Origin of the sequence: Streptomyces sp. R-07, assembly GCF_049913175.1 — a bacterium.
In the GTDB taxonomy this organism is placed as follows: domain Bacteria; phylum Actinomycetota; class Actinomycetes; order Streptomycetales; family Streptomycetaceae; genus Streptomyces.
In genome coordinates, this window is sequence record NZ_CP183978.1 from 5978586 (window position 1) to 5993636 (window position 15051).

Consider the following 15051-nt stretch of genomic DNA (forward strand, 5'->3'; position numbering starts at 1 on the left):
AGGACCCGGCGCTGAGGGGGAGAGCGGTTTGTGGAGCGGTGACGAGCTGGATCTCGACGCATATCTGGCTCGAATCGGATACGACATCGGGCAGGACGGAGAACTCGCCGCTGACCTACGGACCTTGACGGCCCTTCACCGGGCGCACGTCGCGGCCGTTCCCTTCGAGAACCTCGACGTCGCCCTCGGAAGGCAGATCCCGCTGGATCTGAAGAGCCTTCAGGCCAAGCTCGTCGAGCGGCGCCGCGGAGGCTACTGCTACGAGCAGAACTCCCTGTTCGCGGCGGCCCTCGAACAGATCGGCTTCCAGGTGGCCGGCCGCGGCGCGCGCAACCGCTCGCGGGGCACGACGCTGCCGCCGGTCACGCACGCGCTCCTGGCCGTCACGGTCGAGGGCGAACAGTGGCTCGCCGACGTCGGGTTCGGTTGGCAGGGGCCGCTGGAGCCCGTGCCACTGCGGGACGGTGCCCGCGTGGAACAGGGCGGCTGGACGTTCGGTATCGGCGTCGAGGAAGAAGGCGTTCACGTGCTCCGCTCGCTGCGGCCGGAGGGCTGGCAGGATCTGTACGCGTTCGCGCCGCAGAGCCTCTACCCCGGTGACTTCACCGTCATGAACCACTACAGCTCCAGCCATCCGCAGTCACGATTCCTCGGCCAGGTCGTGGTCCAGCAGCCCTCCGCGGGCGTGCGCAGGGCCCTGCTGCGTGACAGCCTCTCGACGGTGCGAACGGACGGATCCACCGGAGAACGGATCGTTGGCGTCGCCGAGTTGGCGGCGACCCTGGAGGCCGAGTTCGGGATCGAACTGGACGCCGAGGAGCGCGCGGGACTGGAGCGACTGCAGGCCGCGGGAGTCTGACGAGGTCTGCCGGGGTGGTCTCCGGCCCCGTACGATGGCGCGGTGCTGGTCAAGTGGATTCGCTGCACCGTGGTGGACCGTCGAGGGTTCGAGCGGGGACAGCGGAAATGGGCGGGGCTGCTCGGTGAGCCGGGATTCCGGGGACAGGGCGGCGGGTGGAGCCGGGGTCGCCCGGACGTCGCCCATATCTTCGCGTTCTGGGAGAGCCGGGCCTTCTACGACTCGTTCATGGCGCGGTCGCACGATCGTCTGGCGGCCGCGCAGGTGGGCACGTTCAAGGACGTCCAGGTCAAGCTCTTCGACCACCGCTTCGACGTGAAGACGGGCTTCGAGCCCCGGTTCGCCGACGCCGACGTGGCACGGGTGGCGCACTGCCGTGTCCACGAGGACCGTGCCGAGCACTTCGCGCTCATGCAGGAGAAGGTGTGGAACCCGGCCATGGCCGGGTCTCCCGGCATGCTGCGGGGCCTGTTCGGCGAAGCGCCCGGCAGCGAGTTCCTGGTGCTGTCGATGTGGCAGTCCGCGGCCGAGCACGGGAAGTACCGGGTCGAGCGCGTGGAGCGGCTCGGGCTGCGGGCCCGTACCGCGGCCGACGTGGCGGCCCTGAACGGGGACGTGGTGCAGCTCGAATCGGCCTGGACGGTCTGAGTCCCACCGCGCTCGACGGGCCTGGGTGGTGCGAGTCCGTCGGCGTCGCCGCGGGCCGGGCAGCTACCCCGGATGGACTCCGGGCGCCGCCTCGGCTGCGCCTGCCGGAGAGCGGCGATCTAGGGTCGGGGTATGGCACGACCGCGGCGCATCGTTCTCGTACGGCACGGAGAGTCCGAGGGCAATGCCGATGACACGGTGTACGAACGGGAGCCCGACCACGCCCTGCGGCTGACCGAGACCGGGTGGCGGCAGGCGGAGGAGACGGGGGAGCGGCTGCGGGAGCTCTTCGGGGAGGAGCCGGTCAGCGTCTACGTGTCGCCGTACCGCCGCACCCACGAGACCCTCCGGGCCTTCCGGCTCCCCGCGGAGCAGGTCCGGGTGCGGGAGGAGCCGCGGCTGCGGGAGCAGGACTGGGGCAACTGGCAGGAGCGGGAGGACGTGCGCCTGCAGAAGGCCTATCGGGACGCGTACGGGCACTTCTTCTACCGCTTCGCCCAGGGCGAGTCGGGTGCCGACGTCTACGACCGCGTCGGCGCCTTCCTGGAGAGCCTGTACCGCAGCTTCGAGGCGCCCGACCATCCGCCGAACGTCCTCCTCGTCACCCACGGGCTGACCATGCGGCTGTTCTGCATGCGCTGGTTCCACTGGACGGTCGCCGACTTCGAGTCGCTGTCGAATCCCGGCAACGCCGAGACCCGCACGCTCCTGCTCGGCGAGGACGGCAGATACCGCCTGGACAGGCCGTTCGAACGCTGGCGTACCCCGGAACCGTACGGCCCTACCGGATAGAGTGGCAGACCGATGACCGCTGACTCCTCACCCGACCGGCGCTTCGACCGCGCCCTGGCCAGCCTGCGCGGGCTGTCCGTGGGAGACGCCCTGGGCTCCCAGTTCTTCGTACCCGCCCACTACCCCCTGCTGAAGCGGCGTGAGCTGCCCGCCGGCCCCTGGCAGTGGACCGATGACACCGAGATGGCCTGCTCCGTCCTGGCCGTCCTCGTCCACCACGACCGGATCGACCAGGACGCCCTGGCCCTGTCCTTCGCACACCACCACGACTTCGACCGGGGCTACGGCCCGGCGGTCAACCGGATGCTCCGGCTCATCCGGGAGGGCGGCGACTGGCGGGAACTGGCCGCCGCGCTCTTCAAGGGGCAGGGCTCCTGGGGCAACGGCGCCGCGATGCGGATCGCCCCGCTGGGCGCCTGGTACGCCGACGACCCCGAGCAGGCGACACACCAGGCCGAGATCTCCGCGTACACGACCCACCAGCACCGGGAAGCCGTCGTGGGAGCCATGGCCGTCGCCGCCGCGGCCGCGATCGCCGCCGACCCGGCCGGACCGCCCACGCCCGAGGCGCTGCTCGACGGGGTCATCGCGCTGGTGCCGCGGAGCGCGGTCGGGGCGGGCCTGCGCAGGGCCCGCGACATGCTCGACTACGGCGACGCGAGCACGGTCGCCGCGGTGCTCGGCAGCGGACGCCGGACGAGCGCCCACGACACCGTCCCCTTCGCGCTCTGGTCGGCCGCGCGCGGGCTCGGCGACTTCGAGCGGGTGTTCTGGACGACCGCGCAGGTCGGTGGCGACGTCGACACGACCTGCGCCATCGCCGGGGGAGTGGTCGCCTCCACGGCGGCCGGCACGCCGCCGGCGGACTGGCTGCGGCAGACCGAGGACCTTCCGGAGTGGGTCCCGGACGGGACGGCCTGAGGCACCGCGACCTCCCTGTGGCGTGACACAGCGCGATGTCCCCTGGATCCTGTTCGGGTCCAGGGGACATCGGCGCGTGCGCAGGGTGCGTCGGCATGTGTGCAGGGCGCGCCAGTGCGTGTGCAGGCCTTGTCGGGTGGCGTGATCAGGCCACCGGTCCCGCGGCCTCGGCGCGGCCGCTCAGTGCTTCCAGGTCGCTCTTGCGGACCCGGATCACCAGGACGGCCGTGACCAGCGCGATCAGCACCATGCCGACGGCGGCCGTGAAGGCCGAGGAGATGCCGGAGGTCAGGACCTCGTGGCCCCAGGGCGCGGGCAGTTCCTTCGCCTTCAGGGCCTCGGCCTGCTGCTCGGGCGTCGAGTGCGCGAGGAAGTCCGGCAGCTGCTTCTCGCCCTCCTCGCGGCTGGCCGTGCCGAAGACGGTGACGAGGATGGAGAGCCCCAGTGAGCCGCCGACCTGCTGCGTCGCGTTGAGCAGACCCGAGGCGGCGCCCGCCTCGTGCTGGGCCACTCCGGAGACGGCCGTGAGCGTGAGCGTCACGAAGTTGAGGCCCATGCCGAAGCCGAACACGACCATCGGGCCGAGGACCCCGCCGACGTAACTGCTGTCCGACGAGATGAACGTCAGCCAGAAGAGGCCCACGCCGGTGAGCGTCGAGCCCGCCACCATGAACGGCTTGGGGCCGAGGACCGGCAGAAGCCGCTGGGCCAGTCCCGCGCCGCCGCCGATCGCGACGGTCACCGGAAGGAAGGCCAGTCCGGACTGGACCGGGCTGTAGCCCAGGACGTTCTGCACCCACAGCACGATGAAGAAGAACATGCCGAACATGGCGGCCGACAGGCTGAGCATGATGACGTACGTGCCCGAGCGGTTGCGGTCCGCGAACATGCGGAGCGGGGTGATCGGTTCCTTGGCCCGCGACTCCACCACGGCGAACGCCACGAGGAGCACCACGGCCGCGGCGAAGGAGCCGATGGTCAGCCCGTCCTTCCACCCCTTCTCGGACGCGCGGATGAATCCGTAGACCAGTGCCGCCATGCCCAGCGTCGACGTCGCCGCGCCCGCTATGTCGAACCGTCCCGGGTGGCGCTCCGACTCGGCGATGTAGCGCGGGGTGAGGAAGGCGATCAGCAGGCCGATCGGCACGTTGACGAAGAGGACCCATCGCCAGTCGAGCCACTCCGTGAGCGCTCCGCCGGCGAGCAGACCGATCGCGCCACCGCCGGCGGAGACGGCGGCGAACACGCCGAACGCCCGGTTGCGCTCCGGTCCTTCGGGGAACGTCGTGGTGATGAGCGCGAGCGAGGTGGGTGAGGCGATCGCGCCGCCCACGCCCTGGAGGGCCCGCGCCGCGAGCAGCTGCCACGGCTCCTGGGCGAAGCCCCCGAGCAGCGAGGCGAACGTGAAGAGCAGGATGCCGGCCATGAACACCCGGCGGCGGCCCAGGATGTCGCCGGCCCGGCCGCCGAGGAGCAGGAGTCCGCCGAAGGTGAGCGTGTAGGCGCTGAGCACCCACGACAGGTCGGTGGTGGAGAAGGAGAGCGCGTCCTGGATGTGCGGCAGCGCGATGTTCACGATGGTGGCGTCGAGGACGACCATCAGCTGGCATGCGGCGATGACGGCCAGGGCGATGCCCGGCCGACCCCCGGAGCGCGCCGGCTCGTCCTTGGTCTGTGTGTCCACCGGAGAAGTTGTCACTATGGATCCCCCACGGAAAGAATTAGTGAACGCACCCGTTCACTGTTCGTCACGGTAGTGAGTCCCCCTCAGTGAACGCAACCGTTCACTGGGCGCTGCCGAAGAATCGACATCGCGTCAACGGAGAGATCCTGATGGTTACTTCGCGCTCCACGGCCGCCGCCCGGCCGGAGGGGGCGGCGCTGCGGCGCCGCGGGCCCGTCCTCGAGCAGGCGATTCTGGAAGCCGCGCTCGACCAGTTGGGCAGCGTCGGCTGGAACGGCCTCACGATGGAGGGTGTCGCGGTCGGCGCGCAGACGGGCAAAGCCGCGGTGTACCGGCGGTGGCAGTCGAAGGAAGACCTCGTCGCGGACGCCCTCCGGGCCGGACTGCCGACGCTCGACGAGGCCCCGGACGGTGGCTCTGTGCGTCAGGACCTGTACGAGCTGTGTCTCCGGGTCCGGGACGTGATGTTCTCCAAGCCCGGCTTCGCCCTCCGTGCGGTCCTTCACGAATGCGACGCCGAGTCCTCCGAGCGCTTCCACGGGCTGATCGTCACCGGGGTGATCGAACCGTCGAAGCGCCTCTTCCGGGACGTGCTGGAGCGCGGAATCTCGCGCGGAGAGGTACGGCCCGACGCGATCGACGACCTCGTCCTCGATGTCATGCCCGCCATGATGATGTACCGCTCCAAGGTGTGCGGAAGCGAATGGCCGGACAATGAGATCGCCGACGTGATCGACCGGATCATGGTGCCCCTGCTGCGCGCCTGACGGGGGTCGGAGGCCTGGGTGGACGGGCCCGTGGACGTCTGTGGCGAATCCGGGTATCGCGGGTGGCGTCAGGCGGCGTAACCTGTCTGGCGCCATGCCGTACGAACCTCCCACCCACACCGTCGAGCGGTCGCTCCGAGCCACCACCGGCGCCAAGATCGTCGCCGGGGTCGACGAGGTCGGACGCGGAGCGTGGGCCGGCCCCGTCACGGTGTGCGCGGCCGTCACCGGCCTCCGCCGGCCCCCCGAGGGGCTCACCGACTCGAAACTGCTCACCCCCAAGCGCCGGAACGCGCTGGCCGCGGAGCTGGAGGGATGGGTCACCGCGTACGCGCTGGGCGACGCCTCTCCGCAGGAGATCGACGAGCTCGGGATGACGGCGGCCCTGCGGCTCGCGGCCGTCCGGGCCCTCGAAGGCCTTCCCGTGCGGCCCGACGCGGTGATCCTGGACGGCAAGCACGACTACCTCGGTAGCCCCTGGCGGGTGCGCACGGTGATCAAGGGCGACCAGTCCTGCATCGCCGTCTCGGCCGCCTCCGTCATCGCGAAGGTCCGGCGCGACGCCCTCATGGCGGAGCTCGAGGCCGAGGGCGGCGCGTACGCGGCGTACGCCTTCGGTGCCAACGCGGGCTACCCTTCGCCGGTCCACAAGGCGGCGCTCGAAGAGCTGGGGCCCACCCCGTACCACCGACTCTCCTGGTCGTACCTGGACGCGCTGCCCCAATGGCGCCACCTCAAAAAGGTCCGCCTCTCCGCCGAGGCGGCCGCGCTGGAAAGCGGGGGCCAACTCGGCTTCGACTTCTGAACTTCCGGTCACGGGGCCCTGCTCAGGGGCCTTCCACGCGGCCGGGGTGCACATGTGTGCCCACCCGCCGGTGCTCAGCGCAGCGGCGTTTGATAGACATCCATTCATGCCTCTCATCCCCGAGGAGCCTCAGATTCACGAGAGCGCCCAGGGTCCCCGCGCCACCGCGGCCGCCGGCCGCCCCGCGTCGACCCCCCGTCCCGTACCCGGCCCGCGTTCCGCGGCCTCTCCGCGTCCCGGACGTCCCGGCCCCGGTCCGGTCAGGCCCGCCGCGCCGGCGCCGCAGCCGAACCCCGGTGCCGAGCAGTCTCCGGCCGAGCGCCCGGAGAATCGTTCCGACCAGCGGTCCACCCCGCAGCTCCAGCTGATCCCCGCCCCCGTCGACGGCGCGCTCGACGCCGCCGAGGAGGCCCTCGACCTGCTCCTGGAGAGCGGCCGAGCGCCCGGCGAGATCCTGGTGCTCACCACCGGCGACCCACACCCGTGGGCGGCTCACGAGCTGTCCTTCGGCGAGGCCGCCTACTGGGCCCAGCAGGACAACGGCGACGACGTGTTCTTCGCCCACACCTCCGCCGTGGAGCGGGCCACCGCCCGCCCCGTGGTGATCGTCGCCGTCAACGGCGGAGACGAGGAGGCGTCCGCCCGGGCCCTTCCGGCGGCGATGACCCGCGCGGGCGCGCTGCTCGTCGTCTGCGGTGACCCGCAGCGCGTCACGGCACTCCTCGGAGCAGGCGCCGGCGTCTGACCGACCACTCCTCCGCCGGACCCACCGGGTCCGGCGGGGTCCGGCGCCGCCCGCCCGATCAGCGTGCGGCGGCCCGGCGCAGGGGTTCTGTCGCGCCACTCGCGGTTCTCGGTGTGAGCCGGCCGAGCTCGGCCGGCCCCTCACCCAGCGGGAGGGGCAGCGAGTCGGAGCTCGGCCGACGGCCTCCCCGGCCCTCGCCGAGCACCTGCCAGCCGCCCCCGGTCAGCGTGATGTACGCGCCACAGCGGAGCCCGTGCAGTGTGCAGGCGTCCCGGAGCCCCCACATCCAGGCTCCGTCCTCCTCCGTCCAGCGCTCGTCGCCCTCGCGGCAGTACAGCAGGACCGCGGTCCGCACGGGAGTCCGTCTCCGCAGGTCGTGCGGAATGACCCGCCGCAGGTGCGCCAGGAGCGCGTTGCGGAACTCCCAGCCGTCCGCCGCCACGGGGCGGCGGACGAACGAGGCGCTGGCCGCGAGCCGTTCCTCGTGGTCCAGGACGGCGAGGACCGCCGTCGAGGGTGTGGGCGCGTGGCGCGAATGGAGGCCGCTGACGACCTCACGCGGGTTGCGCAGCAAGGGAATTCCCGCCGCGGCCCACTCGGAGGGTTCGAGCATCCGAGCGAGGCGGCTGGCGGACTCGGACGACGATCTGAGCGAGGTGGCTGTGGGCGGAGCGAATCCGAGGGTCACGGTCCTCCCTTCGGATACGCGCCCGCTGGGCGGGCAAGGTCGGGTGAGGGCGCACCACGGCACAGTCCTTCCGGGCCGCTGACGGGCCGTGCGGGGCGGTTTCCCAATTCTTGCTGGCCCGTGCGCGAGCGGCAACGAGCAATTGAGGCCGCTGACGGGAATGAGTCGGTATGCCACTCATATCCCTGCCCAGTTGCCCATTGTTCACTCCCCGTTTCCACTCCTGTCTCACCCCTGGACGGCGAGCACCAGCGGAAACACCCTTTCCCCTCTCACCCCTGGACGGCGAGCACCAGCGGCAACACCCCTTCCGCTCCGGCCCGCCGCAGCAGCCGGGCCGCCACCGCCAACGTCCAGCCGGTGTCGGAGAGATCGTCCACGAGGAGAACCGGCCCGCCGGCGCCCGCCAGCCGCCCGGCCAGCTCCGGAGGGACCGTCAGCGTCCGCTGCAGACCGACGACCCGCTGGGCGCTGTTGGTCCGCGAGAGCCGGAGCTCCTCCGCCTCCGGCGCGTACTCCACCATGCCGAGGAGGGGCATCCTGCCGATCTCGGCGATCCGCTGCCCGAGCGAACCCACCAGGCGCGGCTTGCGGTGGGAGGCGACCGTGACCACGCCGGCGGGCCTGGCCGGCGCGTCCGGCGCCCCGGAGGCCCATCCGCCGGGCCCCTTGGCCCAGTCGGCCAGCACGTGCACCACGGCCTGCACGACATCGTCCGGCACGGGCCCGTCCGGTGTGCCGTCGGCGAGCAGTGGACGGAGCCGGTTGCCCCAGCCGATGTCCGAGAGCCGCCCCAGGGCCCGGCCGCCGGACGCCTGCTCCCCGGGCGGGATACGGCCCTTCAGATCGACCCCGACGGCGGCGAGTCCGGTGGGCCACATCTTCCGGGGCTCGACCTCCACGCCGGGCCGCCCCAGCTCGCCCTTGGCCGCGTCCAGCGCCGCCTCGGACACCTTCGGGTCGAACCTGCTCCCCGCGCAGTTGTCGCAGCGACCGCACGGAGCGGCCTCCTCGTCGTCCAACTGGCGCCGCAGGAACTCCATCCGGCACCCGGTCGACGCCGCGTAGTCGCGCATCGCCTGCTGCTCGGCCGCCCGCTGCCGCGCGACCCACGCGTACCGCTCGGTGTCGTACACCCAGGGCTGCCCGGTGCTCTCCCAGCCGCCCTTCACCCGCCGCACCGCGCCGTCCACGTCCAGGACCTTGAGCATGGTCTCAAGCCGCGTCCTGCGCAGCTCGACCAGCGGCTCCAGGGCGGGCAGGGACAAGGCCCGGCCCGCCTGCGCGAGGACGTCGATCGTGCGGCGCACCTGCTCCTCGGGCGGAAAGGCCACCGAGGCGAAGTAGCGCCAGATCGCCTCGTCCTCCTGCCCGGGCAGCAGCAGCACCTCGGCGTGCTCCACCCCTCGCCCGGCCCGGCCGACCTGCTGGTAGTACGCGATGGGGGAGGACGGCGACCCGAGATGCACCACGAAGCCGAGGTCCGGCTTGTCGAACCCCATCCCGAGCGCCGAGGTCGCCACGAGCGCCTTGACCCGGTTGGCCTGCAGGTCGTCCTCCGCCTGCTGCCGGTCGGCGTTCTCCGTCCGGCCCGTGTAGGAGGACACGGTGTGCCCGCACTGGCGCAGGTAGGCGGTGACCTCGTCCGCCGCGGCGACCGTCAGCGTGTAGATGATCCCGGAGCCGGGGAGCTCGCCGAGGTGGTCGGCGAGCCAGGCCAGCCGGTGCGCGGCGTCCGGCAGCCGGACCACGCCCAGACTCAGGCTCTCCCGGTCGAGGGGGCCGCGCAGGACGAGGGCGTCCGTGCCCGCGCCCGTGCCGAGCTGCTCGGCCACGTCCGCCGTCACCCGCGCGTTCGCCGTAGCCGTCGTGGCCAGCACCGGAACGCCGGCGGGCAGGTCCGCCAGCATCGTCCGCAGCCGCCGGTAGTCGGGCCGGAAGTCGTGGCCCCAGTCCGAGATGCAGTGCGCCTCGTCGACCACGAGCAGCCCGGTGGCGGCGGCCAGCCGGGGCAGCACCTGGTCACGGAAGTCGGGATTGTTGAGCCGCTCGGGGCTCACCAGGAGCACGTCCACCTCGCCGGAGGCCACTTCCTCCTGGACCGTCTCCCACTCCTCGGTGTTCGACGAGTTGATCGTCCGGGCGCGGATGCCCGCCCGGGCCGCCGCCTCCACCTGGTTGCGCATCAGCGCGAGCAGGGGGGAGACGATCACGGTCGGGCCGCTGCCGCGCTCGCGGAGCAGGGAGGTCGCCACGAAGTACACGGCCGACTTGCCCCAGCCGGTCCGCTGCACCACCAGGGCCCGGCGGTGGTCGGCGACCAGGGCCTCGATGGCCCGCCACTGGTCCTCGCGCAGTCTGGCCCTGCCCGTCGGGTCGGAGACGAGACGGGCGAGCACGGCATCGGCGGCGGCTCGGAGGGCGGCGCGGTCTTCCAGCGGGGCTGCTTGGGTCATGCCCCCATGCAACCCGATGCCTCGGACATCGCGCGAATGAGACGTCGAACCTGTGGACAACTCGGCGGGTGGGCGGATGCCCCGTTCCTGGAGTTATCCACAGGGCTTTCGGATTTCGGGAGATCACGAGACGGTCCTGACCATGAACGCGAATCACCACGAATCCAGTGGACCCACCCGTACCCAGCAGATCACCCTGCGCGGCCCGGCGGAGCTGGCCGACGCCCTGCCGTTCGTGCTGGGCTTCCATCCCACCGACTCCGTGGTCCTGGTCGCCCTCCACGGTGAGCACGGCCGCTTCGGGGGCCGGGTCAGGCTCGGAATCCCGCGCTCGCCCCGCGAGTGGGCGTCCACCGCGGACCATCTCGCCGAGTGCCTGGTCGAGGGAGGCGCCCGATCCGGCACCCGGCCGGACGGCATCGTCGTCTTCCTGTGCCAGGACCCCGCGCCCGGCGAGACCGGCCGCAGGGTCATGGAGCGGCTGCGGCCCTTCGCCCAACGCTTGCGGACCGCCTGCGGAGCCCTCGACATCCCCGTCTACGAGGCCCTCTGCATCACCGACGGGCTCTACTTCTCGTACTGCTGCCCCGACCAGCGCTGCTGCCCTCCCGACGGCACCCCGCTCGCGCTGACCGGCACCTCGGTGATGGCGGCCGCCGCGGCGTACGCCGGAGTGCAGGTACGGGGCTCCCAGCGGGACATGGAGGCCCGGCTGAAGCCGCGCGGCGGACCCCGGGACGAGGAGCAGCGGGCCGCCCTCGACGCGGCCGCGGCCTCGATCGTCCCCCGGATCCTCGAAGGCGCCGAAGGCCAGGGGCGGGAGGAAGTGCGCGAGACGACGGTGCGCCTCGCCCGCGAGATCCTCCGCCGGTTCGTCAACCCGAAGAGCCCGAAGAGCCCGAGGGACCAGGCCGGTGCGGCGGGCGTGCCGAGCTCGGTGAGTCCCGTGCTGCCGATGGTTCCCGGACGGCCCGCCGGTGCCACGGCCGCGGACGACGCGGCCGACGACGCCCTGATCACGACCGACGAGGCGGCCGCTCTGGTCCTCGGCCTGCAGGACCGGGTCACCCGGGACCGCGCCGCCGAGTGGATGGAGGGCTGGGAGGGGACCGCCGCCCTGCGGCTCTGGCGCGTCCTGGCGCGGCGCTGTGTCACGCCCTACCAGGAGCACGCCGCCGCGCCCCTCACCCTCGCGGGCTGGACGGCCTGGTCCACGGGAGACGAGCCGACCGCCCGGGTCGCTCTCGGGCTGGCGCTCGACGCCGACCCCGAGTACGTCTTCGCCCGGCTGCTGCACCAGGCGTGCAACGAAGGGCTGGACCCCGAGTCGCTCCGGTCCTGCCTGAGGAGCGAGCGGGACGCCCGGGCCGCCGCGGAGCAGGACGTGCCGTCGACCTCGCGGCGGGTGCGGATGCGGGCCGGCCGCAGGCCGGGCACCCCGCTGACCCTCAGGAAGCCGGGGCGGCAGACCGGCGGGAGGGACCGCCGGCCGGCGGCCGGAGTCCGTCCCGGCGAGCCCGCCGCCGGGAGGCCGGGGAGCGGTACGCCACGGCACGGCGGGCAGCGCGGCTCCAGGAGTGGCCGATGACGACCGTGACCCGGCCGCCCACAAGCGCGTTCAGCTCTCTGGCGGAGTCGTACGAACCGTGCCGCCGACACCCTGCCGGCCGCCCGGTTCGCACAGAGAGCACCCCTTACCCGCCATGGCTCCCAGCCCCGTCCCGGCCCCCGGCCGCCCCGCCGGACACCCGAACACCCACCCGTCCGGAGCCGTCTCCGGACACACCAACGGCGCCGGCATCGCGTTACCGCGCGCGACGCGTCCCGCGGAACTTCCCTCGGTGCACGGCGCCCTTCTCTGCGTGGCGCTGCCCGCCTTCGCCGTCTGCTCCGAGCACGGCCAGCTCACCGGAGAAGGACCCGAGGGGGTGTACGACGCGGGGCGACGGCTCCTGTCCCGCTGCGTCCTGCGGGTGGCGGGGCGTGAGCCCGTCGCGTTGCAGGGCCGCATGGCGGCCGCCGACCGGGCGGTGTTCCTCGGTGCCCTGCGCGTCCCGGGCGACACCGGGCCCGATCCCGCCCTCACCGTCGAACGCACGCGGAGCGCCGACGGGACCGAGCGGATCACCCTGCGCAGCGCCGCGGCCCGGCCGCTCCGGCTCCCCGTGGAGGTCGCCCTGGGCACGGATCTCGCGGATCTGGGCGCGGTGGCGTCCGGGAGAACCGGCCCCGAACTCGCCGCGAGCGTCCACGGCACCGGACTGCGGTGGACCGGCGGCGACGGCAGATCCGTCGCCGTCACCGCGGACCCGCCGCCCATGGACTCCCTGGCGGCGGCGGGCGTCCTGCGCTGGGAAGCCGAGCTGGCGCCCGGAGCGGCGTTCACACTCCGGCTCCGCGTGCGCGGGGAGTCGGCCGCCCGCCCCGCCGCCTCCTCGGGTGCGGGTACCGGACGGCCCGGCGGTCACCTCCTCTCCGAGGCCCGCGCCGAGGGAGACGACCCACGCGCGGCGGAACTGCTCCGCGCCTCCGTCGACGACCTGCGGGCCCTGCTCCAGCGCGACCCTGCCCACCCCGCCGACGTCTACCTCGCGGCCGGAGTCCCCTGGCGCTGCGGACCGGTCACCGCCGAAGCGCTCTGGGCGGCCCGGATGGCCCTGCCCCTCGGCACCCGGCTCGCCGCCACCACCCTGCGCGCCCTCGGGCGCACCCAACTCTCCGGCGGTGGACCCGAGGCCGGCCGCCTCCAGGGGCCCCTCAGGGACGCGGGCCCGCACCTCCCGCCCCGCTGCACGGGCATCGAGGCCACCCTCGCCTTTCCGGCCGTGCTCGCCGAGGCCCGCCGCTGGGGGCTCCCGTCCGCGGACCTGGAGGAGCTGCTTCCCGTGGCGGAGCGCTGCCTCGACTGGCTCCGGCGTACGGCCGGCCGGAACGGGTTCGTGCCGGACCCGGGCCCCGCCGGGCCCTGGCGGGCCGAGACCCAGGCGCACGCGCACCGCGCGGCCCTGCTCGGTGCCGACCTCCTCGACGGCTGCGGGCGGCCCGGGGGAGACGCCCTGCGCGAAGAGGCCCGGTTCCTGCGCGAGCGGTTCAGGCGCGAGTTCTGGCTCGACGACCCGGCGGGAGGCCGGCCCGCCGTGGCCCGCGCACCGGACGGCCGGACCTGGTCGCAGCTGGGCGGTTGGGCCGCGCACCTGCTCGACACCGGGCTGGTGGGCGGCGGCCGGTACGCGCCGGGCCTCCTGGGCAGGGCCGAGGCCGAACAGGTGGCCAGGCTGCTCGGTACCCCGGCGCTCGACTCCGGCTGGGGACTGCGCGGTCTCGGGACCAAGGAACCGGGCCACAACCCCTTCGGGCACCGCGCCGGAGCGGTCCGGGTGCACGAGACCGCGGTCGCCGTGGCCGGTCTCGCCGCCGCCGGTCACGAGAAGGAGGCCGCCTCCCTGCTCCGGGGGCTGCTCGACGCCGCGGAGGCCTTCACCCATCGGCTCCCCGAGATGTACGCGGGAGAGCAGCGGACGACGGGTGGCCGCCCGGTGCCCCACCCGGCGGCGTGCCGCCCGGCGGCCGTCGCGGCCGCCGGAGCGGTCCATGCGCTGCTCGCCCTCGCGGGCATCAGACCTGACGTGCCGGGCCGGTCCGTCTCGGTGCAGCCGCCGGCCTCGGCCCCGCTCGGCGCCATCCGGCTGTCGGGGCTCGTGGTCGCCGGCGAACCCTTCGCCGTACGGGTCGGCAGGCTGGGTCTCGGTATGGTCGAGGAGGCCGCACAGGGCCTTCAACTGGGGGTGTGACGGGATGCCGGGCACAGAGACGAGGGAAGCCTCGCGGCGCGGTGAGGAAGTCGCGGCCGATGCTTCCGCGAGGCGTGTTTATCGTCAGGAAGACGACTATGATCGCGGCATGCCTCCCTACGACCCCTCGGCCTTTCCTCCCTTCGCCGTGACCGTCGATCTGGTCGTGCTCACCGTGCGGCGCCACGCACTCTGCACCCTGGTCGTGCGGCGAGGAGAGGCGCCGTACCAGGGGCGTTGGGCGCTGCCCGGCGGTTTCGTACAGGCCGAGGAGGACCTCGGGGCGGCGGCGGCGCGCGAACTGGTCGAGGAGACCGGCCTCTGCGCCCACGATCCGGCCGCCCCGCCGCCCGTGCCGAGCAACGGCGCGCACCTGGAGCAGCTGGCGACGTACGGGGCGCCGGACCGCGACCCGCGCATGCGGGTGGTGAGCGTCGCGCACCTGGCGCTGGCGCCGGACCTTCCCGCGCCGCGCGCCGGCGGCGACGCGAACAGTGCCCGCTGGGCCCCGGTCGAGGAACTGCTCGGCGAGGACGAGACGGCCGTGGCCGAGGACGGAGGGCCGACGGCGCTCGCCTTCGACCACGCCCGGATCCTCGCGGACGGGGTGGAGCGCGCCCGCTCCAAGATCGAGTACTCCTCCCTCGCCACGGCCTTCTGCCCGCCGGAGTTCACGGTCGGAGAACTGCGGCGCGTCTACGAGGCCGTCTGGGGCGTGTCCCTCGACCCGCGCAACTTCCATCGCAAGGTGACCGGCACGCCCGGCTTCCTGGTCCCGGCCGGAGGTACCACGACCCGTCAGGGAGGGCGCCCCGCACAGCTCTTCCGGGCAGGTGGGGCCACTCTTCTCAACCCGCCGATGCTGCGCCCCGAGGTCTGAGAGCCGTGGGCATCC

At 73.3% G+C, this 15051-nt stretch carries 13 protein-coding genes; 10 read left to right on the forward strand and 3 right to left on the reverse strand.

Going from position 1 to position 15051, the window contains the following annotated elements; translation table 11 throughout:
* Positions 1–124 precede the first annotated feature (124 nt).
* The 4 genes from ACN9M0_RS27515 (at position 125) to ACN9M0_RS27530 (ending at position 3220) form a co-directional block, all read left to right on the forward strand.
* Positions 125–859 (forward strand): arylamine N-acetyltransferase family protein, encoded by a 735-nt coding sequence (locus ACN9M0_RS27515; RefSeq protein WP_426404362.1) that lies wholly within the window; start codon positions 125–127, stop codon positions 857–859.
* A gap of 42 nt (positions 860–901) precedes the next feature.
* A complete protein-coding gene (locus tag ACN9M0_RS27520; RefSeq protein WP_366038522.1) occupies positions 902–1507 on the forward strand; it encodes a YdbC family protein in 606 nt (201 codons plus the stop codon).
* A 132-nt stretch (positions 1508–1639) separates the two neighbouring features.
* Complete coding sequence (locus tag ACN9M0_RS27525; RefSeq protein WP_366038523.1) at positions 1640–2299, forward strand: histidine phosphatase family protein; 660 nt, start codon at positions 1640–1642, stop codon at positions 2297–2299.
* Between the two features lie 12 nt (positions 2300–2311).
* Entirely contained in the window at positions 2312–3220 is a 909-nt protein-coding gene (locus tag ACN9M0_RS27530) for an ADP-ribosylglycohydrolase family protein (RefSeq protein ID WP_366038525.1), read from the forward strand.
* A 145-nt stretch (positions 3221–3365) separates the two neighbouring features.
* Here the strand turns inward: ACN9M0_RS27530 and ACN9M0_RS27535 are convergent, their stop codons facing one another.
* Complete coding sequence (locus ACN9M0_RS27535) at positions 3366–4919, reverse strand: MFS transporter (RefSeq protein WP_399698851.1); 1554 nt, start codon at positions 4917–4919, stop codon at positions 3366–3368.
* A gap of 134 nt (positions 4920–5053) precedes the next feature.
* Here ACN9M0_RS27535 and ACN9M0_RS27540 point away from each other — a divergent pair, with 134 nt between their 5' ends.
* The 3 genes from ACN9M0_RS27540 (at position 5054) to ACN9M0_RS27550 (ending at position 7221) form a co-directional block, all read left to right on the forward strand.
* Complete coding sequence (locus ACN9M0_RS27540; RefSeq protein WP_366038555.1) at positions 5054–5671, forward strand: TetR/AcrR family transcriptional regulator; 618 nt, start codon at positions 5054–5056, stop codon at positions 5669–5671.
* 94 nt (positions 5672–5765) lie between these two features.
* Entirely contained in the window at positions 5766–6476 is a 711-nt protein-coding gene (locus ACN9M0_RS27545) for a ribonuclease HII (RefSeq protein WP_366038527.1), read from the forward strand.
* A 106-nt stretch (positions 6477–6582) separates the two neighbouring features.
* Complete coding sequence (locus ACN9M0_RS27550) at positions 6583–7221, forward strand: hypothetical protein (RefSeq protein ID WP_366038528.1); 639 nt, start codon at positions 6583–6585, stop codon at positions 7219–7221.
* A 58-nt stretch (positions 7222–7279) separates the two neighbouring features.
* Here ACN9M0_RS27550 and ACN9M0_RS27555 read toward each other — a convergent pair whose 3' ends face one another.
* Together ACN9M0_RS27555 and ACN9M0_RS27560 are read right to left on the reverse strand one after the other, a co-directional pair.
* On the reverse strand, positions 7280–7909 hold the full coding sequence (locus ACN9M0_RS27555; protein WP_366038529.1) for a hypothetical protein: 630 nt from the start codon (positions 7907–7909) through the stop codon (positions 7280–7282).
* A 272-nt stretch (positions 7910–8181) separates the two neighbouring features.
* Positions 8182–10365, reverse strand: a complete 2184-nt coding sequence (locus tag ACN9M0_RS27560; RefSeq protein WP_366038530.1) for a RecQ family ATP-dependent DNA helicase — start codon at positions 10363–10365, stop codon at positions 8182–8184.
* Between the two features lie 142 nt (positions 10366–10507).
* Between ACN9M0_RS27560 and ACN9M0_RS27565 the strand changes: the two genes are divergently transcribed.
* The 3 genes from ACN9M0_RS27565 to ACN9M0_RS27575 all read left to right on the forward strand — a co-directional run bounded on the left by ACN9M0_RS27565 (position 10508) and on the right by ACN9M0_RS27575 (position 15036).
* A complete protein-coding gene (locus ACN9M0_RS27565; RefSeq protein WP_399698856.1) occupies positions 10508–11953 on the forward strand; it encodes a DUF4192 domain-containing protein in 1446 nt (481 codons plus the stop codon).
* Positions 11954–12068: 115 nt separating this feature from the next.
* A complete protein-coding gene (locus ACN9M0_RS27570; protein ID WP_426404363.1) occupies positions 12069–14156 on the forward strand; it encodes a glycogen debranching N-terminal domain-containing protein in 2088 nt (695 codons plus the stop codon).
* Positions 14157–14265: 109 nt separating this feature from the next.
* Positions 14266–15036, forward strand: a complete 771-nt coding sequence (locus ACN9M0_RS27575) for an NUDIX hydrolase (protein ID WP_366038534.1) — start codon at positions 14266–14268, stop codon at positions 15034–15036.
* The last annotated feature ends 15 nt before the right edge of the window (positions 15037–15051 follow it).

What these genes read in the sequence shown, in the direction of transcription:
- ACN9M0_RS27565 (WP_399698856.1), top strand. Translation starts at nt 10,508, where the DNA reads ATGAACGCGAATCACCACGAATCCAGTGGACCCACCCGTACCCAGCAG.
- ACN9M0_RS27530 (WP_366038525.1), top strand. Translation starts at nt 2,312, where the DNA reads ATGACCGCTGACTCCTCACCCGACCGGCGCTTCGACCGCGCCCTGGCC.
- ACN9M0_RS27525 (WP_366038523.1), top strand. Translation starts at nt 1,640, where the DNA reads ATGGCACGACCGCGGCGCATCGTTCTCGTACGGCACGGAGAGTCCGAG.
- ACN9M0_RS27550 (WP_366038528.1), top strand. Translation starts at nt 6,583, where the DNA reads ATGCCTCTCATCCCCGAGGAGCCTCAGATTCACGAGAGCGCCCAGGGT.
- ACN9M0_RS27575 (WP_366038534.1), top strand. Translation starts at nt 14,266, where the DNA reads ATGCCTCCCTACGACCCCTCGGCCTTTCCTCCCTTCGCCGTGACCGTC.
- ACN9M0_RS27570 (WP_426404363.1), top strand. Translation starts at nt 12,069, where the DNA reads ATGGCTCCCAGCCCCGTCCCGGCCCCCGGCCGCCCCGCCGGACACCCG.
- ACN9M0_RS27540 (WP_366038555.1), top strand. Translation starts at nt 5,054, where the DNA reads ATGGTTACTTCGCGCTCCACGGCCGCCGCCCGGCCGGAGGGGGCGGCG.
- ACN9M0_RS27560 (WP_366038530.1), bottom strand. Translation starts at nt 10,365, where the DNA reads ATGACCCAAGCAGCCCCGCTGGAAGACCGCGCCGCCCTCCGAGCCGCC.
- ACN9M0_RS27545 (WP_366038527.1), top strand. Translation starts at nt 5,766, where the DNA reads ATGCCGTACGAACCTCCCACCCACACCGTCGAGCGGTCGCTCCGAGCC.